The sequence below is a fragment of the Mesorhizobium tamadayense genome (assembly GCF_003863365.1).
Classification (GTDB): Bacteria; Pseudomonadota; Alphaproteobacteria; order Rhizobiales; family Rhizobiaceae; genus Mesorhizobium; species Mesorhizobium tamadayense.
In genome coordinates, this window is record NZ_RQXT01000031.1 from 13,594 (window position 1) to 37,868 (window position 24,275).

Consider the following 24,275-nt stretch of genomic DNA (forward strand, 5'->3'; position numbering starts at 1 on the left):
CAGTCAGTTGGAACCGGCGCCCGACGCCTTGGCGATCACTGGATGGCGTAGGAGGTCGCCGTCCTTGAGACCGTCCCTGGCGGCCGTTCCCGCCTTCAGCTCGAGCACGAAGTTTACGGGCTGTCCCGGCGAGATGATCGCCTCCGATTCCGGTTCACCGCGTTTGATGGCCTTGATCCGGCCGTCCTGGCCGATGAAGACTAGGTCGAGCGGCAGCGGCGTGTTCTTCATCCAGAAATTCACCTCGCCGGGCCTGTCGAACACGAACAGCATGCCGTGATCGTCGGCCATGTTCTTGCGGAACATCAGCCCGGCCTCACGCTCTTCGGAAGTGTCGGCGATCTCGATGGAAAAGGAATGCCCGCCGGAGCCGGTCACCGCGACAAGCGGCGTCGGATCGACCGGCAGCATCATGGCCTGGCCATCCGCCGAACTCGGTTTCAAGGCGCTGAAAGTGGCGGCCAAAACGATGGCGACGCAAAACGCGCCTGCAGTCAGCCAGTTGCGGTGAGCCATATGATACCTCGTCCAGGCCCTGTCCTAGACCATGATCCGGGCGAGTGGAACCCGGTTTTCGGACAAGATTGGCCTTGCACCGGACAGGTGTCGGGAAGCCCTAGTGCGAGACCGGCAAGGTGCCCACATCAGGGTGAATTTCGGCCGCCATAAGGCCTTTGTCGCCGCGTCCGAAGCGAACCAGCACGACCTGGCCGGGTCTCAGCTCGGTGATGCCGTAGCGCCGCAGCGTTTCCATGTGGACGAAGATGTCCTCGGTGCCCTCGCCCCGGGTCAGGAAGCCGAAGCCCTTGGTGCGGTTGAACCACTTCACCAGCGCCCGCTCGAGCCCGCTCTCCGCCGTCACGGTGACATGCGTGCGCTGCTCCTGCTCCGCCGGATGCACCGCGGTCGAGGCATCCATCGAAAGAACGCGGAACGCTTGCAAGCCGCGCTCGCCCTGCTTGACGAGGCAGACGACGCGGGCGCCTTCCAACGCGGTCTGGAAGCCGTCCCTTCGAAGACATGTCACATGGAGGAGAATATCACCCGAGACGCCGTCGTCCGGAAGAATGAAGCCGTAGCCCTTGGCCACGTCGAACCATTTGATAGCGCCGGCGATTTCGACAAACTCGGCGGTCTCGCCGCCACTGTCTCGCGTCAAGGCGTCGTCAAGGCTTCCGTCCCGCCTCGTGAAAGAGGCCTTTTCCCCCATAAGAATGCCCCCTTTTCCAACTGCAACCGCTGCTGATTCTTGCAATCAGATTAACACTGCGGCTTCCGGGGTGTGCAAGACCTGACGTGCCTTTTTTCACCGTTGAGCACCGGAAAGCCTTAATTGTTGTTTGCCGGCACCACTTGACGCGCGACGGTGCGGCCTGGAATCGACCGATCCGTCCGTTTTGTCGGACGATTGCCCTTTGGCGGAGCGGCTCCTATGTTGCGCCGCACGCAACGTTCCGAGGAGTCCGATATGCGCTATCTCCACACCATGGTCCGCATCGCCGACATCGATCAATCGCTCGATTTCTACTGCAACAAGCTCGGCCTCAAGGAAGTGCGTCGCTATGAGAACGAGCAGGGACGCTACACGCTGATCTTCCTCGCCGCGCCCGAGGACGAACAAAGCGGCATCAGCCAGAAGGCGCCGCTGATCGAGCTGACCTACAATTGGGATCCGGAAGAGTACAAGGGCGGCCGCAATTTCGGCCACCTCGCCTATGAGGTCGACGACATCTACGCCACCTGCCAGAAGCTGATGGACAACGGCGTCACCATCAACCGGCCGCCGCGCGACGGCAACATGGCCTTCATTCGATCGCCGGATGGCATCTCGATCGAGCTCTTGCAGAAAGGCCCGGCCAAGGCGAAGGCCGAGCCGTGGGCATCGATGCCGAACACGGGAAGCTGGTAGGGGCGTCAGCCCGTCCGAGGATTTGGCCGGCCGGTCTATGGCGTTTCGCCGGAGGCTGCCTATCTATCCGGTTATGGCGCCAGCCTGCTCAGGCTGGCGTTTTCCGCCAGGAGAATTTCATGCCGACCAGCCGCACCGACGTCGCCACCGAACACGCCAGCCGTTATCTGCAGCAGCTTTGCAAGCATTGGGCACACAAGTTCCCGGTCGAGTTCGACCCGCATCACGGCGCCATCCAGCTTTCGCTCGGCCGCACCGTGATGGATGCCGACGACAAGGCTCTTCACATTGCGGTTGCCGCTGACGACGCTGCCTCGCTCGAGCGCCTGGAAGCCGTGGTCGCCGACCACATCAAGCGCTTCGCCTTCCGCGAGGAACTGACCTTCGACTGGCAGCAGGCCGCCTGAGCGTGTTGATCGTCAACCGCCGGCCCTGCCCGCCATCTCGAGCAGAGCAAGGACGCTTCGCCAGTTGCGCGCGGTGCCCGGCACCTTGAGCGTGCGCGGCATGAGGTTGGCGAACACCGACTTGCCGAGCCCCTCCGGCGCATGCAGGTAAAGCACGTCGCCCTTGATGTCGAACCGCTCCGGGCCGGTGCATTTTTCCGCCAACCGCTTGATCTCTTCCGCGGCCGGCTCGCGCTCCAGGGCATAGGCATGCAGCTTGGTCGGCTCGCCGGCCACTTCCGGATAGGGATTGTCTGCCACCAGCCGCTCGAACCAGCCGGCATCGCGCAGCATGATGCGCGAGTTGAACCCCCACTTCTTCTCGAAGGCCGCTTCTAGCTGCTTCGTCAGCGACGCCGCATCGCCCTTTTTCGCGCGAAACACAACGTTGCCGCTCTGCACATACGTCGCGACGTCGGTGAATCCCAAGTCCTCGAAGAACGACCTCAACTCCGCCATCTTGACGATGCGGTTGCCGCCGACATTGATGCCGGAAAACAGCGCCACGAAGACTGTTCCCTTGCCGCTCATATGATGAACCCCGCCAATGTCTCGTTGTCGGTGATGTCCTGATACTGCACGCCCTCGGTATCGAAATTGGCCTTGAGCAAATCGAAATTGCGCCGGTCCTTGGTCTCGATGCCGATCAGCACCGAACCGAAATTGCGCGCCGACTTCTTCAGATACTCGAAGCGGGCGATGTCGTCGTCCGGACCAAGCATCTCGAGGAAATCGCGAAGCGCGCCCGGCCGTTGCGGGAAGCGGATGATGAAATATTTCTTCAGCCCCTCGAAACGCAGTGCCCGCTCCTTGACGTCCGGCAGGCGCTCGAAATCGAAATTGCCGCCGGAGACGACCGCGACGACGGTCTTGCCCCTGATCTCCTTGCGCGAAAAATCCTTGAGCGCGTCGATCGCCAGCGCGCCGGCCGGCTCCAGAACCACGCCCTCGACATTGAGCATCTCGATCATCGTCGCGCAAAGGCGGTTTTCCGGGACGAGCCGGACAGCGTCGGCGGCGAACTCCTTGAGATGGCGCAGCGGCTCGCGGCCGATCTCGGCCACCGCCGCGCCGTCGACGAAATTGTCGACCTTGGCGAGCCTGACCCGCTTGCCGCTGGACAGGCTCTCGCTGAGGCTCGGCGCGCCCGCCGGCTCGCAGAACACGAAGCGCGCGTCGCGGTGCTGGTCGGCGAAATAATGCGTCACCCCGGCCGCAAGGCCGCCGCCGCCCACCGGCAGCATGACGATATCCGGCATGCGCCCGCCGGGCATCTGGGCCGCGATCTCATAGGCGACCGTCGCCTGGCCCTCGATGATGTCCTTGTGGTCGAAGGGCGGCACCATATGCGCGCCGGCGCTCTCGGTGAATTCGAAGGCGGCGCGATAGCAATCGTCGAAGAAGTCGCCGACCAGCCTGATCTCGACGAAATCGCCGCCGAACAGCCGCGTCTTGTCGATCTTCTGCTGCGGCGTCGTCACCGGCATGAACACAACGCCTCGTTTGCCGAAATGCCGGCAGACGAACGCAAAGCCCTGGGCGTGATTGCCGGCCGATGCGCAGACGAACAGCCCCGCATTATTGCCGGCGGCAAGCGCCTTGCGGAAGAAATTGAAGGCGCCCCTGATCTTGTAGGAACGAACCGGGGTCAGGTCCTCGCGCTTCAGAAGGATGCGGGCTCCGGTCTTCTTCGACAGGTAGTCGTTCTCCTGCAGCGGCGTTTGCGGAAAGATCTCGCGGATCGCCTCCGCGGCGGCGGCGACGCGGGAAGAAAAACTGTTCATGGCGCCATTACCCTTTGGGATCACGCGGTTGCGCCGAGCCTATTGCACAATCCGTCGCTTGCGGCCACCGGTTCGGCCCCAGCCAAGGCTTCGATACCTCCTGCCGCCGTCTTGGCTTTCGCGCAACAGTGCCCCGGCCGTCGTCGGCCGCTGACCGAAATTCCGCTGGACACGACTTACTTCCGCCGCACTTCCCCTGTCCGGGAGACTTCGCGGAGGCAGATGGCCAATTGCGGCCGGAACGGAATTTTCGACGTGCACTTGAAGACGATTTGCATCATTGCCCTGGCGCTGCTGGTTGCGGGCTGCGCGGGAACGCAGACACAGGAAATCCTGGGCAGCATCGTCGTGCCGACGACGGCGACCGAGATCGCCGGCAACCACTCGATCTTCATCACCACCACTCGCAAGCGCTCCGACGACCCGAACAAGGTTTTTGACGGCGAGCGCTCGGCCACCCTCAATTACGCCCGCGTCAACGTCACCGTCCCGCCGGTTCACGAGACCGGTCAGATCGAGCGGCGCTCGCGCGGCAAGTCGAACGACCCGACCAAATATTTCATGGCTTCCGAGGTGGTCGGCTACGACACGCAGCCAAAATTCACCAGCGCGCTCAATGCCGACATCGCCGCGCGCGGCGGCCGTGTCATGGTCTTCGTCCATGGCTACAACACCGGCTTCGACGACGCCGTCTACCGGCTGACCCAGATCGTCCATGATTCCGGCTATCCGGGCACGCCGGTGCTTTTTTCGTGGGCTTCGGGCGCCAAGACCACCGACTATGTCTATGACAAGGAAAGCGCCAGCGCGGCCCGCGACCAGTTGGAAGTGACGCTGCGCATGCTCGCGCAGAGCGGCGCGCGGCGCATCGACATCGTCGCGCATTCGATGGGGACCTGGGTGACGATGGAGACGCTGCGTCAGCTCGCGATCACCGGCGACCGCGACCTCGGCGGCAAGCTCGGCGACGTCGTTTTGGCCTCGCCGGACATCGATGTCGATGTCTTCAAGAGCCAGATGCGCCGCTACGGCAAGCCCGACAAGCCTTTCATCCTGCTGCTGTCGGACGACGACCGCGCGCTCCGGCTCTCGGGCCTGATCGCCGGTTCGCGGCCGCGCGTCGGCGACTACAGGGACGCCGCCGATCTCGCCTCCTACGGCGTCTCGGTCGTCGACCTTTCCAAGGTGAAGGGCAACGACAGCTTCAACCACACCAAATTCGCCGACAACCCTGTGCTGGTGAAGATGATCGGCCAGCGGCTGCGCGAGGACGATGGCTTTGCCAGCGACCGCGACGTCACCGACCGCATCAGCCAGCTCGGCACCCAGTAACCGTGTTCGCGCGGTTGCTGCCCTGCACCGACTTTGAACTGGACCGGGCCGCCCTCTGGCTTTATCGAAGTAGCCTGAGAGGTTTGCCGCCCTTGGGGGACCCCGGGTGATCGTGCGTTCTAGGATCGCCTTTGGCCCTGCCTTTGCGCTTGCCCTGACGGGCTGCGCCGGGCAGAGCGCGCATGACCTGCTCAACCGGACGGCCGTTACGGTGCCCGCATCGGACATAGCGGCCAAGCACGAGATCTTCGTCGCCACGACCCGCCAGCAGGCGACCAAGGACCCGCGGCAGGTTTTCGACGGCGACCGTTCGCTGACCACCAGCTACGCCCGTGTCGATGTCACGGTTCCAAAGATCCATCAGGTTGGCGCGATCGAGCGCGCCAAGGGCTCGGCCGACAGCAATCCGGCCAAGCAGTTCACCGCCACCGATGTCGTCCACTACGGGGACGCCTCGCAATTCGCCAAGGCCGTCGGCGCCGATATTGCCATACGCGGCGACCGCGCCCTGGTCTTCGTGCACGGCTTCAACAACGGCTTCGATGACGGTGTCTATCGCCTGACGCAGATCGCGCATGACACGAATTATCCCGGCACGGCGGTGCTGTTCTCTTGGGCTTCGAGCGCGAAGACGACCGGCTATATCTATGACAAGGACAGCTCCACCGCCGCGCGCGACGACCTCGAGGCGACGCTGAGGATGCTTGCCAAGTCACGCGCCAAAAGCATCGACATAATCGCCCATTCGATGGGGACCTGGCTGACGATGGAAGCTTTGCGTCAGCTCGCCATCACCGGCGACCGCGATCTCAACGGCAAGCTCGGCTACGTCATCCTCGCCTCCCCCGACATCGACGTCGATGTCTTCAAGAAGCAGATGATCCGCTACGGCAAGCCCGACAGGCCGTTCGCCATCCTGCTTTCCGGTGACGACCGGGCGCTCAAGCTGTCCAGCTTCATTTCCGGCGACAAGCCGCGCGTCGGCGACTACGGCAACGCTGCTGATCTCGCCAATTACGGCGTGACGGTTGTCGATCTGAGCCAAATCAAGGGCGGTGACCGGTTGAACCATGCCAAGTTCGCCGACAATCCGATCCTGGTGCAATTGCTGGGCAACAGGCTGCGCACGCCTGCCGGTCTTGCCTCCGATGAGCCCGATCCGACGCAGCTCAACAATATCGGTCAGGGTCTCGGCAAAGCCGTCGGCTCGATCGCCGAGGTGGTCATCACCACGCCGTTCAAGGTGCTGACCATCGCCACCGGCGGATGATCAACTGACGCCGGACCGCTCACACAAAAAGTTCGACCTTCTGGAACGTCGTCACGTCGACGAGGCCGACATCCGAGATCCTAAGCTCCGGGATCACCACCAGCGCCAGCAGCGAATGCTGCATGTAGGCGTTGTTGAGCGAGCAGCCGACCTTGCGCATCGCTTCCGTCAACTGCTCGGCCTTGGCCGCGACGATCTCGGCGCGCTCGTCGGACATCAGCCCGGCGATCGGCATTTCGACCAGCGCCAGTTCCTTGCCCTTGCAGTAAAGCACCACGCCGCCGCCAACCTCGCCTAGCCGGTTGACCGCCAAAGCCATGTCCTCCTTGCTGGTGCCGACGACGATGATGTGGTGCGAGTCATGCGCCACGCTCGAGGCCATCGCGCAGTCTTCCATGTAGCCGAAGCCGGAGACGAAGGCGTTGGTGACGCCGCCGGTGCCCCGGTGACGTTCCACCAGGGCGATCTGGCAAATGTCGTTGCGGCGGTCCATGGCGACAAGGCCGTCCTCGACCGGCAGATCGGCCTCCAGCGCCCGCGTCGGCGCCTGGTTCTCGATCACGCCGATCACCCGCGCCCGGACCTCGTTGGCGCCTTGGGGCGCCGCGATGTCGAAATCGGCGGCCCTGAGTCTCTTGCCGAGCCTGACGGTGTTCTTCGCCGTCTGCGGATAGTCATAGGCCGGAATGTCGATTTCGAGCTTGCCGGCCTTCGCCAGCCTGATGCCACGGCCATAGACCTCGTCTATGGCCATCTGGGCGAGATCGGAGACGATCAAAAAATCGGCCCGCCGCCCCGGCGCGATCGAGCCGATCTCGCGCTCCAGCCCGAAATGCTGCGCGGTGTTGAGCGTCGCCATCTGGATCGCCGTCACCGGCTTCAGGCCCTGGCCGATGGCGTGCCGCACCACGCGGTCCATATGGCCTTCATGCACCAGCGTGCCGGAATGGCTGTCGTCGGTGCACAGGATGAAGTTGCGCGGATCGATGCCGCCTTCCGTCACAGCCTTGATCTGCGCCGCGACGTCGTACCAGGCGGAGCCAAGCCTAAGCATCGCCTTCATGCCCTGGCGCACGCGGGCGATCGCATCCTCCGCACGCGTGCCCTCGTGGTCGTCCTCGGCGCCGCCGGCGACATAGCCGTGGAACGGCAGACCGAGATCGCGCGAGGCATAATGGCCGCCGACCGTCTTGCCGGCCTTGACCGTCTCGGCGATCTCGCCCGACATCACCGGATTGTTCGCGGCGACCCCCGGAAAATTCATCACTTCGCCAAGGCCGATGATGTTTTCCCAAGTCATCGCCTCGGCAACGTCGGCGACCGTGAGCTCCGCGCCGGCATGCTCCAGGCCAGGCGCCGAAGGCACGCAGGACGGCATCTGCACATGCACGTTGACCGGCATCGCGACGGCCTCGTCATGCATCAGCCGAACGCCCGGCAGGCCCAGCACATTGGCGATCTCATGCGGGTCGATGAACATCGAGGTGGTGCCGTGCGGGATCACCGCGCGGCAGAACTCCGTCACCGTCACCATGCCGCTCTCGACATGCATGTGCGCGTCGCACAGGCCCGGCACCAGATAGCGGCCGCCGGCATCGACCACTTTCGTCCCCTGCCCGATGGCATGGCCGGCATTCGGCCCGCAATAGGCGAAGCGCCCGGCGGCGATGGCGATGTCGGTGCCCGGAATGATCTCGCCCGAATGGACATTCACCCAGCGCCCGTTGCGGATGACCAGATCGGCGGGCTTGCGTCCCATTGCGACGTCGACCAGATGCGTCGCCACCTCGGTCCAGGGCTTGGGTTTTGCGGCGCTTGTCGGTTTGGTGTTCGTCATCGCGAGTCCTCTGTTGGGCCCACTCTCGCAAATGTCGGCCTGCGGAGCCAGAGCGTCCCTCCGGCATCAAGCCCAGAAGCTGAGCTTGTTGACTATTCCAGGCGAAAAGCGATGCTGACCGTCGAAACGAACCGTCGGAGGGGAAAGATGACCCGTTTCTGGAAAGCGTTCGCCACCATCATCCTGTTCGCCGCATCGTCCGCCCTCGCCACCGCCGAGGAGCGCTGGCAGACCTTGCCGGAGCCGGCCGCGATGCCCAAAGCCGACGAAAGCGGCTACGCGCCGGTCAACGGCATCCAGATGTACTACGCCGTTTTCGGCAAGGGCGACCCGGTCCTGCTCATCCATGGCGGCCTCGGCCATGCCGATATCTGGGCAAGCCAGGTGGTCACCCTCTCCAAGACCCATAAGGTCATCGTTGCCGACAGCCGCGGCCATGGCCGCTCGACGCGCACCGGCGAGCCCTATGGCTACGATCTCATGGCCTCGGACTATCTGGCGCTGCTGGACTTTCTCAAGATCGACAAGACCGCCCTGGTCGGCTGGAGCGACGGCGGCATCATCGGCATCGACATCGCGCTTCATCATCCCGAGCGGCTGACGAGGCTCTTCGCGCAGGCTGCCAATGTCACCACGGATGGCGTCGATCCAGGCGTCATGACCAACAAGACGTTTGCCGCCCACATCGAACGCTCGGGCCGCGACTACAAGAAAATGTCGAAGACGCCTGACCAGTATGACGCCTTCGTCGCGCAGATCAGCCATATGTGGGAATCGCAGCCGGCCTGGACGAAGGAGGAGCTCGGCAAGATCACCACGCCGACCGCCATCGTCGCCGGCGACCACGACGAGGCGATCAAACGGGCTCACACGGAATATATGGCCTCCGCCATACCGGGCGCGAGGCTGATCATCCTGCCAAACGCCAGCCATTTCGCGATGCTGCAGGCGCCGGACGAGTACAGCCAGGCGGCGCTCGATTTCATCGACGCCAAATAGCCGGCGCGTGAGCGAGCAAGCACCAATGCTCGCTGCCTAATCATCCGGATAGCGCAAGGTGGCGCAGACAATGAGGATCGCGATCTTCATGCTGTCGGCAGCCTTGGCCGGCCTGACCTTCTTCGCGTTGCAATCATTCTGGGCGTGGGCCGGGCCGATTGCAATCTTCGCCGTCGGCTCATTACTCGCAGAGTACGCTTTCAGCCGGCTGGCCTCGCTCGAGGAGAAGCAGCGCGATCTGGAAGACCGCGTGCGAAATCCACCGACGTAAACCACTGTTGCAGGAATGCAATTCCGTTTCTCGGCGAATAACGCTAGGTTGCGTTGAAGAGTCTTTCGAAACCGCCATTTCGGAGAGTTCGATGCGTCGCTTGACGCTTGCCAGTGTCGGCTTTCTTGCGTTGCTGTCCTGGCCGGCCTTGGCTGCCGACGCAGGCGTCGACCTGCCCATGACCGCGCCCGGCTTCGACTGGACGGGCTACTATGCCGGCCTGCAGGCCGGCTATGGCTGGGGCTCCTCCGACATCTCCGGCACGGAAGGCGAGCCGTTCGCCGCTTCGCCCGATCTCGATGGCGGCTTTGTTGGCGGCCATGTCGCCGGCCTTTGGCAGTTCAACCAGGCGGTGCTCGGCGCGCGGGGCGAGCTCAACTATTCCTCGATCGACGGTTCGGCCCTGCTGGGCCCCGGAAATTCTGTCGGCACCGACATCAAATGGTTCGGATCGGTCAATGCCGAGGCCGGCTTGGCGGTCGATCGCTGGCTGATCTACGGCGTCGGCGGCGTCGCCTTCGCCGGCATCGAGACCTCGCAAGATGCCGGGACCAGCTTCGCCAAGACAAGCACAAGCGCCGGCTGGACGATCGGCGCCGGGATCGACTATGCGCTCGGCAACAATATCATCGTCGGCGCGCAGTATCGCTACTACGATTTCGGCAAGGAGCATTTCGACGTCCCGGACGACTTCTCCGACCGCGACCAGGACGTGAAGCTGCACACGCTGGGCGTGAACTTCAGCTATAAATTCTGAGAGGAATGAAGACGGCCGACGCCCGCAGGGGGCGGGGGGAATGGGTAGGGCCTGATGGACGCCGGCCGCGGCAGATCAAATCTGTCGCGTGAATTAGCCTAGCGCGCGCCTCCCGAGGCGTAATTCCGTGATCACACCACTATCCAGATCAAGCCGAAATGGTCTTGCCCGCCGGCATTTCCGCGAGGCACTCCTCGCATCACATCGCCAGTTTTGCGCTGTCGTGCTCCACGGAAAGACCGCCCCGGCTAAACATGGCTTGACGGCTTGCGGCTGGCATCTGAAAAGGACTCGCCTGCGGACGTGGCGGAATTGGTAGACGCAAGGGACTTAAAATCCCTCGATCTCTGATCGTGCGGGTTCGATCCCCGCCGTCCGCACCACCCTTCGCTCTTCGAGCTTCGGTGGCAGGCCACCTGAGGCTCGATGGATAGAGGAGTGTCCTCCGAAAGCCTTGGCGAGGCAGGCTGTTGCTGCTGCAACCTGCTGCTGGATTAAGGGCGCAAAAATGTCGCTGCGGCTCAAGCCTTGATCGGATTGAGCTTGAGATGCTGGATCAGGATGATGGTCTTGGCGTCGATGATACGGCCGTCGACAATGCCGGCCAGCGCCTCGTCGAGCGGCATCTCCAGAACCTCGATGTCCTCGCCCTCCTCCGGTGCTCCGCCGCCGTCGGAGATGCGGTCGCCAGGTGAATAGCGCGCGGTAAAGAACCAGAGCCGTTCCGTCACGCTGCCGGGGCTCATGTAAGGCGAAAACAGCCGCTCAACGTCCTTCAGACGATAGCCGAGCTCCTCTTCCGCTTCCTTGCGGATGCAGGTTTCCGGATCGTTTTCGTCGAGCAGGCCGGCGCAGGCCTCGATCAGCGGCTCGCGATGGCCGGTGACATAGGCCGGATAGCGGAACTGCCGCACCAAAAGCACCGTCGAGCGGTCGGGATCGTAGGGCAGGATCACCGCGCCGTCGCCGCGGTCGTAGGTCTGGCGGGTCTGCGTTTCCCAGCGCCCGTCGCGGCGGCGATAGTCGAGCACTGTCTTCTTCAGCACCGCCCAATCATCGGACAGGACTTCTTCAGAACGGACGCGCACGCGATCTTCCATGATGAGCTCCTTGCTGCCGGCGACAAGGGTTAGAGCAATTCCAGGAAAAGTGTGAAACGGTTTTCCGTCCGGAATTGCGTCAAAACAAAAGAGATAGAGCGAACAGGATCGTGCGCAATGTGCCGAAGCCGCTGGCCCAGCAGACTCTCACCGTCTCTTGTCTGGCGCGAAGCACCGCGGGTGCCTAGATACCGATATCTCTCCCAGGAGCCCGTCTCATGACATCATCGCTTTTCCAGCCGATCACCCTCGGCGGCCTCACCTTCCCCAACCGCATCGCGGTGGCGCCAATGTGCCAGTATTCGGCCGAGGACGGTTCCGCTAGCGACTGGCATCTTCACCACTGGATGAACCTGGCCATGTCCGGCGCCGGCATGGTGACAGTCGAGATGACCGACGTCGAGCGGCGCGGCCGCATCTCGCATGGCTGCCTTGGCCTCTACTCCGACGACAACGAGGCGGCGGCCAAGCGCACGCTCGATGCCGCCAGGCGCGTCGCCGCGCCCGCCACCAAATTCGGCGTCCAGCTCGCCCATGCCGGCCGCAAGGCCTCGTGTCAGCGCCCGTGGGAAGGCGGCGGGCCGCTGAAGCCGGACCAGGATCCCTGGCCGATCGTGTCGGCCTCGGCGATCGCCTACGATACGGGCTGGCAGGTGCCCCACGCCCTGGAAGAGGATGAGATACAGCAAGTCATCGGACGTTTCGCCGAGGCGGCCGGGCGGGCTGAGCGCGCCGGCTTCGATTTCATCGAGCTGCACGCCGCACACGGCTATCTGATCTTCCAGTTCTTGTCGCCGCTCTCCAACCAGCGCACCGACCGCTGGGGCGGCTCGCTGGAAAACCGCATGCGCTTCGCCGTCGAGATCGCCAGGGCGGTGAAGAAGGCCGCGCCGGCCTTGATGATGGGGGCGCGCCTTTCGGTGAAGGAATGGGTCGACGGCGGCTTCGAGGTCGAAGACGCGATCGAAGTGGCCAAGGCGCTGAAGGCGGAAAGCGTCGCCTATCTGTGCTGCTCCAGCGGCGGCAATTCGCCATTGCAGCAGCTGCCCGGCGGTCCCGGTTACCAGGTGCATCTGGCCGAAGCCGTGCGCAAGGGTGCCGACATTCCGACGCGCGCCGTGGGCCTGATCGACGATCCGCAGCAGGCCGAGGCGATTTTGGCCGATGGCCGCGCCGACATGGTGGCGCTGGCGCGCGCCTTCCTTGCCGATCCGCGCTGGGGCTGGCGCGCGGCCGCGACGTTCGGCGAGGAGATCCGTCCGGCGCCGCAGCTGGCGCGCTCGGTCACGACGATGCGGCACTGGATGAAGGCGGCCGGCTGAACCGGCTATCTCCGCAGGTGACGCAGGGGCTGAGACCTTTGGGCGCAGGCGTCCCGCCACGATTGCAACCAAATTGGCCGTTTTGCGTTGGCGGCCATGACAGACAGCAAGCCATTTGAAAAGCCGGTGGTGGTCGAGCTCGGCCAAGTCGGCAAATATCGCCAGATCCGCAGCACCCGCGAAGCCGCCGAGTGCCTGATGACCGTGTGGCCGCTCAATCGCGGCCAGCGGCATCGTGATGCCCTCGACACTTGCCTCAAAGCGCTGGAAGGTTATCGTTCGACGGCGGACGCACGCCGCGCGTTGATCGAGGCAGCCGAAGAATCCGAAGTGCTGGTTCCCGAAGACAGGTTGCCTGACGAAAAGCTGCATTGAGCAAGCAAGGGTTTCTCGACCGGAGGATTCCATGGCGAAACTGACTTACAAGATCGTCGAGCATGACGGCGGGTGGGCCTACAAGGTCGGCTCGACTTTTTCAGAAACGTTTCCCACGCACCAGGACGCGCTGCGCGCCGCCGAAATTGCCTCGGCCGAGCAACAGGTCGCCGGCGCCACGGACGGCATCCAGTATGAGGATTCCGAGGGTGTCTGGCATGACGAACTGGCCGACGGCCGCGACCGGCCACAGACCGAAGTTTCCGATTAGTTCTTCACGCCCGCGCCGCGACCGACCATGCCCCTGCCTTCATGCCGGCCGCTGGCGGACGCGTCGGTTATTTGCCGCAGTACTGGTCGTTGACGTTCTGCCCGGAATTGGCGTCGGGTCCGGGCGTATCCGAGGCGCATGGGCCGATGGGGCCTGGATTGCCGAGGCTGTTAAGGCCGGTGGCTTCGATGCTCGAAGAGATACTGCCTGTGGTGTAAGGATCGACGGGCTCGACCCGTTCGTTCGAGACCGGACGATCACGGTGCCACCACGACCACATGTCCGAGGACTGCGCCATTGCTGAGGTTGCCATGCCCAGCATGAGCGCGGAGGCTGCAAGAACTTTCATAAGCATCGGACTCCATTTCGCTGATCGCCGAAGCGTTCCCGGCGACGCGAATGAAACCCAGGGTTGGGTGCAAAAGTTCCAAGGCAAAATCTGCGTAGAGCAAGAAGTGCGACACATTTTTGTGACGAGGCCGTGAGCCGCCCCGCAACATGGGACTTGGCAGGTCACCCTCGAAATTCAGGCCGCGCCTGCGAACGCACGTGTAGCGATGCGTCGGATGAAGGCGACCACGCGTTCCGGATCCACGAATTGCGGCATGTGCCCGAGCCCTTGTACCCGTTCGAAGTCGAGCTCCTCGATCTTGCCCGGCATCGGCTCGCCATGCGCCGCGATGCCGATGACCCGGTCCTCCGCGCCGAACAGGATGCCGGCCGGCATCGCGATCTCGCCATAGCGCTGCTCCAGGCGGCCGAGATCCTCTTCCACCGCCACGAAGTCCGACGACGTCGCATGGAAATGGGCGGGCCGCAGCCCGAGCCACCCGCCTCCGGCGATCATGTAATCCCCGGGTACCGCTTGCGGCGCGAAGATGAATTTCATCGTGGGCTCCGCATATTTCAGGCTGGCCGGTATCGCTACCGTGTGGGCCAAGACCCGGCGCCACAGGCGTGAAGGCACATAGAGCAGGTCGAATTTCTGGCGCACCCTCGCCTCCAGATGTGTCAGCGGCGCGAGCAGCGCGATGCCTGAAATCGCCGCCGGATGCTCGATCGCGAGCGCAAGCGCGATAGCGCCGCCGAGCGAATGGCCGACGATCAAGGGCCGCTCCAACTCGAGCTCCTCGATGAAACGCCACACCGCTTCCGCCTGTTCGGGCAGGCGGCCGCTCGCCCCGGCTGCCCGCACCGAGTATCCCGAACCCGGCCGGTCGAGAGCGATCAGCCGGTAGCCGGCACCGAAGCGTCCGAACAGCGTATGCCGGAAATGGTGGAACTGCCCGCCGAGGCCGTGCAGGAAGACGATCGGTCTACCCTCGCCTTCTTCGACATAGTGGATGCGGTTGCCGTCGATCTCGACGAACTTGCCGCAAGCCGGCACCAGCCTTTCAGCCCTGGCCGCGATCCACCATGTTGCAAGCATAGAGCCGAGCACGACGACTGCCGCCGCAACGAGCAGGCCGCCGACCAGCCACGACAAAACCGATATCAGCATCTTCCACCCCGACCGGACCGGCGCACCTTACCCACAACCGCCTCTGCCACAAGAGCCCGCCCCGCCTGCGCATTGCAGCCGGCTGACTGCCGCGTTATCTCAGGCGACCTTGTTCCCGGAGCCAGCCATGTCTGAAATCGTTACCGCCGCCATGCTCGTCATCGGCGATGAGATCCTCTCCGGCAGGACCAAGGACAAGAACATCGGTCATCTCGCCGATATCATGACGGCGATCGGCATCGATCTGAAAGAAGTCCGCATCGTTCCCGACGAGGAGGACGAGATCGTCGCCGCCGTCAACGCGCTCCGCGCCCGCCACACCTATGTCTTCACCACCGGCGGCATCGGCCCCACGCATGACGACATCACCGCCGATTCGATAGCCAAGGCCTTCGGCGTGCCCTGCGAATACGATGCCAAGGCCTACGCCATGCTGGAGGCAAGCTATGCCAAGCGTGGCATCGAATTCACCGCGGCGCGCAAGCGCATGACGCGCATGCCGCGCGGCGCCGACCACATCGACAACCCGGTATCGATCGCGCCGGGCTTCCGAATCGGCAACGTTCACGTGATGGCCGGCGTGCCGTCGATCTTCCAGGCGATGCTCGACAATGTGGTGCCGACACTGAAGACCGGCACCAAGATGCTGTCGGCTGCAGTGCACTGCCCGTTCGGCGAAGGCCTGATCGGCGGACCGCTGGCCGACATCCAGAAGGCGCATCCCGACACCATCATCGGCTCCTACCCGAAATATGGCGACGGCAAGTTCTGGACCGAGCTTGTGGTGCGCGCCCGCAGCGAAGGGGCTCTCGAGGTCGCGCGCAAAGACGTTGAGGCCATGGTGGCGGGCCTGTCGGCCGCGAGTTGATCCCGGAACCAGAACGGGCGCACCGGCGTTTCTGGCATGGCACTTTCGTGCCGGCCATTTGATGGCCGGAGGCGCGCTTGCGCCGACAAATTTGAGGGACCTGTCATGCGCTTCAAGACGATCGTCGCCATTCTGCAGAACGAACAGGACGCCGAGCGCGTGCTCGACTGCGCCATCCCGCTCGCCGAGCGGTTCGAGAGCCACCTCGTCGGCATCCATGCGGAGGCGCTTCCGGTCCCCTACACGTCGGCCACCGGTTTCCCCGACACTGAATTCCTGCAGGTCTCGGCCGAGATGAACAAGGAGCGAGCCGATAAGCTGCGGGCGGTCTTTCTCAGACGCATGGAGGATTCCGGCCTGTCCTTCGAGTGGCGCAGCCTCGAAAGCTTCTCCGGCGACAGCGCGCTGACCGGCATATCTAGCGTGCGGGCGGCTGACCTGATCATCGCCGCGCAGCGCGATACCGGAGGCGATCCGGGCGCCGATGTCGACACGCTGGTCTACGACGCCGGCCGGCCGGTGCTTGTCGTTCCGCATGCCGGGCCGCTCGTCACCACCTTCAGGCGCGTGCTGCTCGCCTGGAACGGCAGCAGGGAGGCCGCGCGCGCCGCATTCGACGCCCTGCCCTTCATCAGCGAAGCGGACAAGACCGACATTCTCGTCATCGACCCGCCGGAGACGCTTGACGAGGCTCCCGAGGCGGCGGGCGCCGAGATCGCGGCGGCCTTATCCCGCCACGGCGCCAATGTCAGCGTCTCCGTGCAGAAATCGGCCGGAGCCTCGGTCGACGACATTATCCAGGAAAGGATCACGGAATCCGGAACCGACCTGCTGGTGCTCGGCGCCTACAGCCACTCCTGGCTGCGCCAGCTACTGTTCGGCGGCGTCACCCGCACTGTGCTGCGCACGGCAAACATAGCGGCCTTCCTGTCGAGATAAGTTCACAGCCATCATTGGCTGCCACCTTGCCAAGGCTGGCGCTTTCCGGCTAATTCCGCCCGCATTCCATTGTATCTCGCGCGCCGCGGCGCGCGCTTGCGGAGTGCGCGAACCATGTCCCTTCCCGAAAAAGCCTTTCCGGTCTCCTGGGACCAGTTCCACCGCGATGCCCGCGCGCTCGCCTGGCGGCTTTCCGGCGCCAACAAAGGCCAGTGGAAGGCGATCGTCTGCATCACCAGGGGCGGCCTGGTGCCCGCCGCGATCATTTCGCGCGAGCTTGGCATCCGCGTCATCGAGACGGTCTGCGTCGCCTCCTATCACGACTACACGAGCCAGGGTCAGTTGCAGGTGCTGAAGGAGATCTCCCCTTCGCTTCTTGTCGAAGACGGCGCCGGCGTCCTGATCATCGACGACCTCACCGATACCGGCAAGACGGCCGGCATCGTGCGCGCCATGATGCCGAAGGCGCATTTCGCCACCGTCTATGCGAAGCCGAAGGGCAGGCCCCTGGTCGATACATTCGTCACCGAGGTCAGTCAGGACACCTGGATATACTTCCCGTGGGACATGGGCTTCACCTACCAGAAGCCGATCGCCGATGATCACGCCGGCTGATTCGTCGGAAGCCGCTATTTCTGTCCAGAGCCGCCGACGAACACTGTTTGCTCACAACTGAAGGCAGTCGGGCACGATATTTGCCCCAAATTAACCCGCCCGGGTCGAACTTAACCAATCCGAGTGAAGTTTTTTACTTTTATTGTCTACGATACGTCGTAAGATTCGTTTGACGGCAAACGATTCCGGAGGCTGAGGGCAGCTTCTACGATGTTGACGAGGCCAACGACGCACAACCAAATGGCCGAAAGAGTCCGACGGCTCTTCGGCAATGCGCCATGCCGCCTGCAGGTTGCAGCCTTGCCTTGGCGCGAGAATGAGAACGGCGTCGAGATCATGCTGATCACCAGCCGCGATACCGGGCGCTGGGTGCTGCCGAAAGGCTGGCCGGAGGCCAGGGAGCCTCTATGCAAAGCCGCTGCCCGCGAGGCTGGCGAGGAGGCCGGACTGCGCGGCACCGTTTCCCATCTCGAGGCCGGCCGCTATTTCTACGCCAAGGTCCTGGCATCCGGCGAGGAAGTGCCGTGCGAGGTCCTGGTATTCCCGCTCAAGGTCGACCGCGTCGCCGACCGCTGGAAGGAGAAGCGCGCGCGCACCCGCAAATGGGTCGTCTCCGCCGAGGCCGTCCGCATGGTCAACGAGCCCGATCTTTGTCAGATCATCGCCTATTTCTGCGCCGATCCGGATAAATTCGTCTGAATCATCGATCTCATAACCGCATATGCAGCCAGACGAGCGTGCCGCGCATTGCGGTGCGCAAGTATCGGTGCTTTGTTGTCGTTGCAATGCCGATTCGGCTAATCGAGCGCCCACATGCCCCGTGTGACCTTGCGCACGGTCGAGTCGGCGAAGCTGTCGGCGTGCCAGTCGGTCGAGAAGCGCTGGACGCGGTGGAAAGCATCGGCCGCGATGTCCGACATCATCAACGTCAATTCGACGATGCCCATGAAGGCGGCGTTGCGCAGCACGACGCCGGCCAACGCCAGCGCCATCAGCATGGAGAACGCCGTCATTGCTGCGTGCCACGCGAGCTCATCGGCGCCGGCGCTGCTGGCGACCGCGTCGACCAGCCGGCCGGAATAGAGCGGCGTCAGCACGTCGGCGAGCGTCGAGAGCAGGAACGCGCCCATGATGAGCGACAGCCGCCATGGCTGACGGCGCCAGTGGCCGGGCGTGAAGCCGAGCACGCTGCGAAAGGCGCTCGCGCGCAGATCGATCTTGAAACGAGCCATGATGTCATCCGGGCGCAGAAAGGCCCGGTCCCGGTAAAGTCAAATTGGAAAACCGCGTCGACGCCCTATGGCGCCCTCTAAAAGCGGGAGGTTCAGTATGGCGCCCGCCCGGAGGCGGCGACCGGCAGCGGCAAATGCCTGTTCTGCGTGTGGCTTTCCGAAAGAGTTTCGGACGGCCGGTGCAGACCTAGGCTTCGCGGCCACGCATAACGATGTCAGTTCCTGCCATACGGTCCTCCCGGGAGGGAATCGCGGAGAGGCCCTTATAGAGGCGCCTCACCACCTCGCCAAGGCAGGCTGTCCCCAAAAAGGCATCTGGTCCAAGCAGTGCGATGAATTTGCAACAACGGCGGGTTGTGGCCGCCCGGGCATTCGGGCGCCTAGCCGCGGTCCCGAAACCGGTTGGTGATCGGGTATCGACGGTCGCGGCCGAAGTTCTTCTTCGTGATCTTCACGCCGGGCGCCGCCTGGCGGCGCTTGTATTCGGCGATGTAGAGCAGGTGCTCGACGCGCGTCACCGTCGCCCGGTCATGGCCGCGCGCGACGATGTCGTCGACACCCATCTCGTTCTCCACCAGGCACTCAAGGATGTCGTCCAGCACCGGATAGGGCGGCAGCGAATCCTGGTCGGTCTGGTTCTCGCGCAGCTCCGCCGACGGCGCCTTGTCGATGATGTTCTTCGGAATGACCTCGCCCGATGGGCCGAGCGCACCCGGCGGCACATGCGCATTGCGCCAGCGCGACAGCGCGTAGACCTGCATCTTGTAGAGGTCCTTGATCGGATTGAAGCCGCCGTTCATGTCGCCATAGAGCGTGGCGTAGCCGACCGACATCTCGCTCTTGTTGCCGGTGGTGACCACCATCGAGCCGAACTTGTTGGAGATCGCCATCAGGATCGTGCCGCGCGCGCGGCTTTGCAGGTTTTCCTCGGTGATGCCTTCCTGGGTGCCTTCGAAAAGCTGGGTGAGCGCATGCCGGAAACCTTCGACCGGCTCGGAGATCGGCACGATGTCGTAGCGGCAGCCGAGCGCGCGGGCGCAGTCCTCGGCGTCCTTCAGCGAGTCCTTCGACGTGTAGCGATAGGGCATCATGACGGTGCGCAGCCGCTCCTCGCCGAGCGCGTCGACGGCCAACGCAGCGCAGATCGCGGAATCGATGCCGCCGGAGAGGCCGAGCACCACGTTCTTGAAGCCGTTCTTGTTGACGTAGTCGCGCAGCCCGAGCATGCAGGCCCTATAGTCGGCCTCGTCCCGGTCGGGAATTTTCGACATCGGGCCTTCCGAGCAGACCCAATGGTCGCCTTTTCTCTTCCAGGTGGCGACGTCGACCGCCTCCTCGAACTGGCTCATCTGGAAGGCGAGCGTCTTATCGGCGCCGATGGCAAACGACGCGCCGTCGAAGATAAGCTCGTCCTGGCCGCCGAGCTGGTTGGCGTAGATCATCGGCAAGCCGGTTTCGATGACCTGGCGGATGACGACCTGGTGACGGACGTCGATCTTGGCGCGGTAGTAGGGCGAGCCGTTCGGCACCAAAAGGATCTCGGCACCGCTTTCGGCCAGCGTCTCGCAGACCGCGATGTCGCCCCAGATGTCCTCGCAGATCGGGATACCGATGCGCACGCCGCGGAAATTCACCGGCCCCTGCAGCTCCGGCCCGGCCTGGAAGACACGCTTTTCGTCGAACTCGCCATAGTTCGGCAGGTCGAGCTTGTAGCGCTCGGCGACGATCTTGCCGCCATCGGCGAAGACGATCGAATTATGCGTGCCGCTCTTGCGCTTCAGCGGCGTGCCGATGATGACGCCGGGACCGCCGTCGGCGGTGTCCTTGGCGAAATCCTCAGCCGCCTTTTCGCAGGCTTTCAGGAAGGACGGCTTCAGCACCAGATCTTCCGGCGGATAGCCGGCAAGGAACAGCTCCGTGAAGAGCACGAGGTCGGCGCCCTGGCGGGCTGCATCCGCCCTCGCCTCGCGCGCCTTGGCGAGATTGCCGGCGACGTCGCCGACGGTCGGATTGAGCTGGGCGACGGCGATGCGAAGGATGTCTGGAGCGGTCTGGGTCATGCAGTGGATTTAGCGTGGCGGAAATCGCCGGGCAATGCCGATCGCTTGTGCCAAACAGGATCGATCGCAGATCGTATCCTGATCGATCTTAGATCATATCCTGATCGATCGTAGATCGTATCCCGATCGACGGACGCAGATCGTATCCCGATCGACCGTGATATCTCGCCCATCAGGCCTAGTCGTTCATGTACTCGCTTAGCGCTTCCACGGAGCGGTTTTCGCCGATCGACATTGCCAGGATGCGCGAGATGTGCCGGCGCGGCAGCCCGGTTTCCGCGGCCCATTGGTTGATCTGGGCCTGGATTTTGTCGAGGTCCCTCTTCGAGGCCGGGCATTCGGCGATATCGAGGCCGGCGTCGCGCAACGCCGCCGCCATGTCGGCCGAAACGACGAACGCATCCCACTCCAGCCATCTGAGGAAATACTGGCCGGTGTTGCCGCCGAGCCGGCTGCCATGCTTGCCGAGATAGGCGGTCAGTCCGACCTGATCGTCGGCCGGCCAAGTGGCGAGGAATTTGCCGAAGCCGCCATGCTCCTTCGAGACGCGGTCGACAAAGGCCGCGTTGTCGCGCACCGATCTGATCTTCTGCGGGTTGCGCACGATACGCTTGTCGGAAGCCAGCTCGTGCCAGAAATCGTCCGGCTGGAACAAAAGCCGCTTCGGCTCGAAGCCGAGGAAAGCCTCCTCGAAACCCGGCCATTTCTGCTCAATGACACGCCAGACGAATCCGGCGGCAAAGATGCGCTCGGCCATGGTGGAGAGGATGCGGTCGTCGGGGATTTTCGCCACCGCCGCATTATCGGGCATCGGTCCAAGCAGCGACGCCAGCGCCTCTTCCCCGCCCTTGCGCTTTGCCGCCCGGGCATGAATTTTCTGGAAGTCAGCCATCTCTGCCCTCGCCTGTTCGGAGCAATCTATCACTTCCCGTACGGGCCGGTAGCCTCTACCTCTATGAGCAATTCCAGGAAAAGTGCGTAGCGGTTTTCCGTCAGGAATTGCGTGAAACCATATGAGCAATTCCAGGAAAAGTGCATTGCGGTTTTCCACCCGCATTTGCGCGGGAACAAATATGCAGGCCTGAGGGATGGAGCGACCATGAACAGGACGATCGACGATCTGGCAAATCGCTGGCTGAAGCGGAAACCTGACGGTCTCACGGCCATGGAAAGCCGCGTTCTGCAAAGCGCGCTCGACCGCACCACGGTTACACGGGACACCAACAAAGCCGTCGCCTTCCACCAGACCTATGGCGACCGCGTCGCCGACACCATCGCCCGTATCGGCGGCTCCTGGACCTTCATCCTCGGCTTCATCGCTTTCCTGATCCTGTGGACCTCCGGCAATGCCTGGCTTTTGTCGCGCGACGCCTTCGACCCCTACCCCTTCATCTTCCTCAACCTCGTGCTCTCCATGATCGCGGCCCTGCAGGCGCCGGTGATCATGATGTCGCAGAACCGCCAGACCGAGCGCGACCGCATCGATGCCGCCCATGACTACGAGGTCAACCTGAAGGCGGAGATCGAGATCATGGCTCTGCATGAGAAGCTCGACGAATTGCGCCACAGCGAGATCGTCGGTATGCGCGACGAGATCCTGCGCATGGCCGAGCAGATCAGGCGGATCGACGAGAAACTGACTGCGGGGTCGGCGACCCGATGACCGAGGTCATCCACCGTCTCATCGAGCAATACGGGCTGATCGCAGTCTTCCTCGGCTGCGTCGCAGAGGGTGAAAGCGCCGCCATCCTCGGCGGCTTCTTCGCGCATCAGCAGGTTTTCGTGCTCTGGCAGGCTTTCCTGGCTGCCTTTCTCGGCGCCTTCGCCGGCGATACCTTGTTCTTCACCCTCGGCCGCAGCTTTGCCGACCATCCCTATGTCGTCAGGTTGCGCAAGCGGCCTGGTTTCAGCCACGCCTACCGGCTGCTCAACACCCATCCCAACATTTACGTGCTGACGAACCGCTACATCTACGGGATGCGCCTTGTTGGCGGCATCGCCGCCGGGCTTTCGACCGTGTCGGTGCCGCGCTTCGTCATCCTGAACGCGATCTCATCGGCAGTCTGGGCGGCCCTGTTCGGCACCGTCGGTTATGTCTTCGGATTGGGCGCGGAACGCATGGTCGGCCAGGCGTTTGCCCACCACGAGCGCCTGCTCATCGCACTGGCCGTTGGTCTCAGCGTCGCGGTGCTTGCCTGGCTGGTCGCCCACCACTTCGCCGGAAAGGAGCGCGCAAAGGATGCAAACGAGGGTGGGGCGGAATCCTAAAGCTGGCCGATCCGTGCTTACGGATCAGATCGGCGCGCCAATGATGCGCTCGATTATGGCGATGCCCCAGACCCCGCCTGCGATCACGATCGAAATCAGCACGGCCAGCGAGCCGCAATCCTTGGCGAGTTGTATGTCGATGTGGAACTCGCGGGAAATGGCGTCGCACGCCGCCTCGATGCCGGTGTTGAGCACCTCGACCATAATCAGGAGCAGGACCGCGCCGACCAGCAAGGCATAGCCGCGCCAGGAGACCGAGATGAACCAGCCGGCCGGCAGGGCAAGCGCGAGCAGCAACAGCTCCTGCTGGAATGCTGTCTCCGTGGCGGCCAGCCTACGGAAGGCCCGCACCGAATTGACGAAAGCATCGACCAGCCGCTGCATTTCCTGCCCTCTTCGAGTCCTCGGCAGGGGATATCGCAATGGCCGGATCAAGGGAATAAGGCAGCCGTCCCAAAAATCATTCATTCGCAACCTTGATCGATGGCGTCGACTTCTCGAACTGCGGCAGTCCGTCGTCGATGGCGTAGTAGTCGCCCTTATCGCCGACGAAGATGTGGCTTTCGGCCGAAAGACCGGTTGGCTTGTCGAACGACCCGGCCATGATCGAGATGGTGTCCAGTTCGCTATGCTTCCAGAAAAGCACCGAGCCGCAATTACGGCAGAAGCCGCGTTTCGCCACGCCGGATGCGCCGTACCAGCTAAGCGCGTCGGCTCCTTCTATGTCGATCTCGGCATCCTTTGAGGAGGTCGCGGCAACGAAATGGCCGGTTTGCTTGCGGCATTGCGAGCAATGGCAATAGATCACCCCGCGCAACGGCCCTCTCGTCCTGAAGCGCACCGCTCCACACAGGCACGATCCACTGTGACTTTCGTCCATCCCGGCCTCCTTCGACATCGTTCGCCTCGATCGTTGCCGGACAAGATTCCAGTTTTGCGCTCGCCCGGCATGGGCAAATGCGACACCGAAGAGCCGCTATTCGAAAGCCGTTTCTGCACCGAATTGCACCCTGTGGTAGCGGAAACGATGAAATGCAGGATATTAAGGAAACTTTAGCGCGACTGCATCTATGACTCCTGCAAGCGATGGTCGTATTGGGGACGCGCCCTCGCATTCGC

Annotated in this window: 28 protein-coding genes, 1 tRNA gene and 1 pseudogene; 17 read left to right on the forward strand and 13 right to left on the reverse strand. The window is 63.4% G+C overall.

Going from position 1 to position 24,275, the window contains the following annotated elements:
- Positions 1 to 3: 3 nt before the first annotated feature.
- Together EH240_RS22475 and EH240_RS22480 are read right to left on the reverse strand one after the other, a co-directional pair.
- Positions 4 to 516: a DUF192 domain-containing protein gene (locus EH240_RS22475; protein WP_125002689.1), complete on the reverse strand. Its 513-nt coding sequence runs from the start codon at positions 514 to 516 to the stop codon at positions 4 to 6.
- Positions 517 to 616: 100 nt separating this feature from the next.
- A complete protein-coding gene (locus tag EH240_RS22480) occupies positions 617 to 1,210 on the reverse strand; it encodes a cold-shock protein (RefSeq protein WP_125002691.1) in 594 nt (197 codons plus the stop codon).
- 258 nt (positions 1,211 to 1,468) lie between these two features.
- On the opposite strand from EH240_RS22480, the gene gloA reads away from it, so the two are divergent.
- Positions 1,469 to 1,909, forward strand: coding sequence for a lactoylglutathione lyase (gene gloA / locus EH240_RS22485; protein ID WP_245436300.1), 441 nt, complete (start codon positions 1,469 to 1,471; stop codon positions 1,907 to 1,909).
- Positions 1,910 to 2,028: 119 nt separating this feature from the next.
- Positions 2,029 to 2,316: a DUF2218 domain-containing protein gene (locus EH240_RS22490; RefSeq protein WP_125002696.1), complete on the forward strand. Its 288-nt coding sequence runs from the start codon at positions 2,029 to 2,031 to the stop codon at positions 2,314 to 2,316.
- Between the two features lie 12 nt (positions 2,317 to 2,328).
- On the opposite strand, the gene EH240_RS22495 is transcribed toward EH240_RS22490, so the two are convergent.
- On the reverse strand, positions 2,329 to 2,886 hold the full coding sequence (locus tag EH240_RS22495; protein WP_125002698.1) for a DUF1697 domain-containing protein: 558 nt from the start codon (positions 2,884 to 2,886) through the stop codon (positions 2,329 to 2,331).
- Positions 2,883 to 4,139: a threonine ammonia-lyase IlvA gene (ilvA, locus tag EH240_RS22500; protein ID WP_125002700.1), complete on the reverse strand. Its 1,257-nt coding sequence runs from the start codon at positions 4,137 to 4,139 to the stop codon at positions 2,883 to 2,885. Before ilvA ends, EH240_RS22495 begins: the two co-directional genes overlap by 4 nt.
- A gap of 222 nt (positions 4,140 to 4,361) precedes the next feature.
- On the opposite strand from ilvA, the gene EH240_RS22505 reads away from it, so the two are divergent.
- Both EH240_RS22505 and EH240_RS22510 read left to right on the forward strand, forming a co-directional pair.
- On the forward strand, positions 4,362 to 5,471 hold the full coding sequence (locus tag EH240_RS22505) for an alpha/beta hydrolase (protein ID WP_167484114.1): 1,110 nt from the start codon (positions 4,362 to 4,364) through the stop codon (positions 5,469 to 5,471).
- Positions 5,472 to 5,577: 106 nt separating this feature from the next.
- Positions 5,578 to 6,741, forward strand: coding sequence for an alpha/beta hydrolase (locus tag EH240_RS22510; RefSeq protein ID WP_125002704.1), 1,164 nt, complete (start codon positions 5,578 to 5,580; stop codon positions 6,739 to 6,741).
- Between the two features lie 19 nt (positions 6,742 to 6,760).
- On the opposite strand, the gene ade is transcribed toward EH240_RS22510, so the two are convergent.
- Positions 6,761 to 8,578 carry an adenine deaminase gene (gene ade, locus EH240_RS22515; protein WP_125002706.1) on the reverse strand — a complete coding sequence of 606 codons (1,818 nt, stop codon included), beginning with the start codon at positions 8,576 to 8,578 and terminating at the stop codon, positions 6,761 to 6,763.
- Between the two features lie 147 nt (positions 8,579 to 8,725).
- On the opposite strand from ade, the gene EH240_RS22520 reads away from it, so the two are divergent.
- The 4 genes from EH240_RS22520 (at position 8,726) to EH240_RS22535 (ending at position 10,988) form a co-directional block, all read left to right on the forward strand.
- A complete protein-coding gene (locus tag EH240_RS22520; RefSeq protein WP_125002708.1) occupies positions 8,726 to 9,577 on the forward strand; it encodes an alpha/beta fold hydrolase in 852 nt (283 codons plus the stop codon).
- Between the two features lie 88 nt (positions 9,578 to 9,665).
- Positions 9,666 to 9,848: a hypothetical protein gene (locus tag EH240_RS22525; protein ID WP_125002710.1), complete on the forward strand. Its 183-nt coding sequence runs from the start codon at positions 9,666 to 9,668 to the stop codon at positions 9,846 to 9,848.
- A 91-nt stretch (positions 9,849 to 9,939) separates the two neighbouring features.
- Positions 9,940 to 10,605, forward strand: a complete 666-nt coding sequence (locus EH240_RS22530) for an outer membrane protein (protein WP_125002712.1) — start codon at positions 9,940 to 9,942, stop codon at positions 10,603 to 10,605.
- A gap of 297 nt (positions 10,606 to 10,902) precedes the next feature.
- Positions 10,903 to 10,988: transfer RNA gene (locus EH240_RS22535), tRNA-Leu, on the forward strand.
- 138 nt (positions 10,989 to 11,126) lie between these two features.
- Here EH240_RS22535 and EH240_RS22540 read toward each other — a convergent pair.
- Positions 11,127 to 11,705: an NUDIX domain-containing protein gene (locus EH240_RS22540; protein WP_125002714.1), complete on the reverse strand. Its 579-nt coding sequence runs from the start codon at positions 11,703 to 11,705 to the stop codon at positions 11,127 to 11,129.
- Positions 11,706 to 11,923: 218 nt separating this feature from the next.
- Here EH240_RS22540 and EH240_RS22545 point away from each other — a divergent pair, with 218 nt between their 5' ends.
- The 3 genes from EH240_RS22545 (at position 11,924) to EH240_RS22555 (ending at position 13,673) form a co-directional block, all read left to right on the forward strand.
- Entirely contained in the window at positions 11,924 to 13,027 is a 1,104-nt protein-coding gene (locus EH240_RS22545; protein ID WP_125002716.1) for an NADH:flavin oxidoreductase/NADH oxidase, read from the forward strand.
- A gap of 96 nt (positions 13,028 to 13,123) precedes the next feature.
- Entirely contained in the window at positions 13,124 to 13,402 is a 279-nt protein-coding gene (locus EH240_RS22550) for a DUF982 domain-containing protein (RefSeq protein WP_125002718.1), read from the forward strand.
- A 31-nt stretch (positions 13,403 to 13,433) separates the two neighbouring features.
- Positions 13,434 to 13,673 (forward strand): DUF2188 domain-containing protein, encoded by a 240-nt coding sequence (locus tag EH240_RS22555; RefSeq protein ID WP_125002720.1) that lies wholly within the window; start codon positions 13,434 to 13,436, stop codon positions 13,671 to 13,673.
- Positions 13,674 to 13,740: 67 nt separating this feature from the next.
- Here the strand turns inward: EH240_RS22555 and EH240_RS22560 are convergent, their stop codons facing one another.
- Positions 13,741 to 14,022, reverse strand: coding sequence for a hypothetical protein (locus EH240_RS22560; RefSeq protein ID WP_342634107.1), 282 nt, complete (start codon positions 14,020 to 14,022; stop codon positions 13,741 to 13,743).
- A 177-nt stretch (positions 14,023 to 14,199) separates the two neighbouring features.
- Complete coding sequence (locus tag EH240_RS22565; protein ID WP_125002724.1) at positions 14,200 to 15,174, reverse strand: alpha/beta fold hydrolase; 975 nt, start codon at positions 15,172 to 15,174, stop codon at positions 14,200 to 14,202.
- 127 nt (positions 15,175 to 15,301) lie between these two features.
- Between EH240_RS22565 and EH240_RS22570 the strand changes: the two genes are divergently transcribed.
- The 4 genes from EH240_RS22570 to EH240_RS22585 all read left to right on the forward strand — a co-directional run bounded on the left by EH240_RS22570 (position 15,302) and on the right by EH240_RS22585 (position 18,295).
- Positions 15,302 to 16,042 carry a competence/damage-inducible protein A gene (locus EH240_RS22570; RefSeq protein WP_125002726.1) on the forward strand — a complete coding sequence of 247 codons (741 nt, stop codon included), beginning with the start codon at positions 15,302 to 15,304 and terminating at the stop codon, positions 16,040 to 16,042.
- Between the two features lie 105 nt (positions 16,043 to 16,147).
- Positions 16,148 to 16,981 (forward strand): universal stress protein, encoded by an 834-nt coding sequence (locus EH240_RS22575; RefSeq protein ID WP_125002728.1) that lies wholly within the window; start codon positions 16,148 to 16,150, stop codon positions 16,979 to 16,981.
- Between the two features lie 114 nt (positions 16,982 to 17,095).
- Complete coding sequence (gpt, locus tag EH240_RS22580; RefSeq protein ID WP_125002730.1) at positions 17,096 to 17,596, forward strand: xanthine phosphoribosyltransferase; 501 nt, start codon at positions 17,096 to 17,098, stop codon at positions 17,594 to 17,596.
- 210 nt (positions 17,597 to 17,806) lie between these two features.
- On the forward strand, positions 17,807 to 18,295 hold the full coding sequence (locus EH240_RS22585) for an NUDIX hydrolase (protein ID WP_125002732.1): 489 nt from the start codon (positions 17,807 to 17,809) through the stop codon (positions 18,293 to 18,295).
- Positions 18,296 to 18,396: 101 nt separating this feature from the next.
- Here EH240_RS22585 and EH240_RS22590 read toward each other — a convergent pair.
- From EH240_RS22590 to EH240_RS22600, 3 genes and pseudogenes are all read right to left on the reverse strand, one after another.
- A pseudogene (locus EH240_RS22590) lies at positions 18,397 to 18,828 on the reverse strand (ABC transporter ATP-binding protein); the annotation flags it as partial.
- A 380-nt stretch (positions 18,829 to 19,208) separates the two neighbouring features.
- On the reverse strand, positions 19,209 to 20,888 hold the full coding sequence (locus tag EH240_RS22595; protein WP_125002734.1) for an NAD+ synthase: 1,680 nt from the start codon (positions 20,886 to 20,888) through the stop codon (positions 19,209 to 19,211).
- Positions 20,889 to 21,066: 178 nt separating this feature from the next.
- The gene (locus tag EH240_RS22600; protein ID WP_125002736.1) at positions 21,067 to 21,780 is read right to left on the reverse strand and encodes a DNA-3-methyladenine glycosylase I; all 714 of its coding nucleotides are present in this window, start codon (positions 21,778 to 21,780) and stop codon (positions 21,067 to 21,069) included.
- A gap of 207 nt (positions 21,781 to 21,987) precedes the next feature.
- On the opposite strand from EH240_RS22600, the gene EH240_RS22605 reads away from it, so the two are divergent.
- Positions 21,988 to 22,551 (forward strand): DUF1003 domain-containing protein, encoded by a 564-nt coding sequence (locus EH240_RS22605; protein WP_125002738.1) that lies wholly within the window; start codon positions 21,988 to 21,990, stop codon positions 22,549 to 22,551.
- Positions 22,548 to 23,156, forward strand: coding sequence for a DedA family protein (locus EH240_RS22610; protein ID WP_125002740.1), 609 nt, complete (start codon positions 22,548 to 22,550; stop codon positions 23,154 to 23,156). Before EH240_RS22605 ends, EH240_RS22610 begins: the two co-directional genes overlap by 4 nt.
- Before the next feature lie 24 nt (positions 23,157 to 23,180).
- Here EH240_RS22610 and EH240_RS22615 read toward each other — a convergent pair whose 3' ends face one another.
- Together EH240_RS22615 and EH240_RS22620 are read right to left on the reverse strand one after the other, a co-directional pair.
- Positions 23,181 to 23,540, reverse strand: a complete 360-nt coding sequence (locus tag EH240_RS22615; protein WP_125002742.1) for a diacylglycerol kinase — start codon at positions 23,538 to 23,540, stop codon at positions 23,181 to 23,183.
- 76 nt (positions 23,541 to 23,616) lie between these two features.
- On the reverse strand, positions 23,617 to 24,036 hold the full coding sequence (locus EH240_RS22620) for a GFA family protein (RefSeq protein ID WP_125002743.1): 420 nt from the start codon (positions 24,034 to 24,036) through the stop codon (positions 23,617 to 23,619).
- Positions 24,037 to 24,275: the final 239 nt, after the last annotated feature.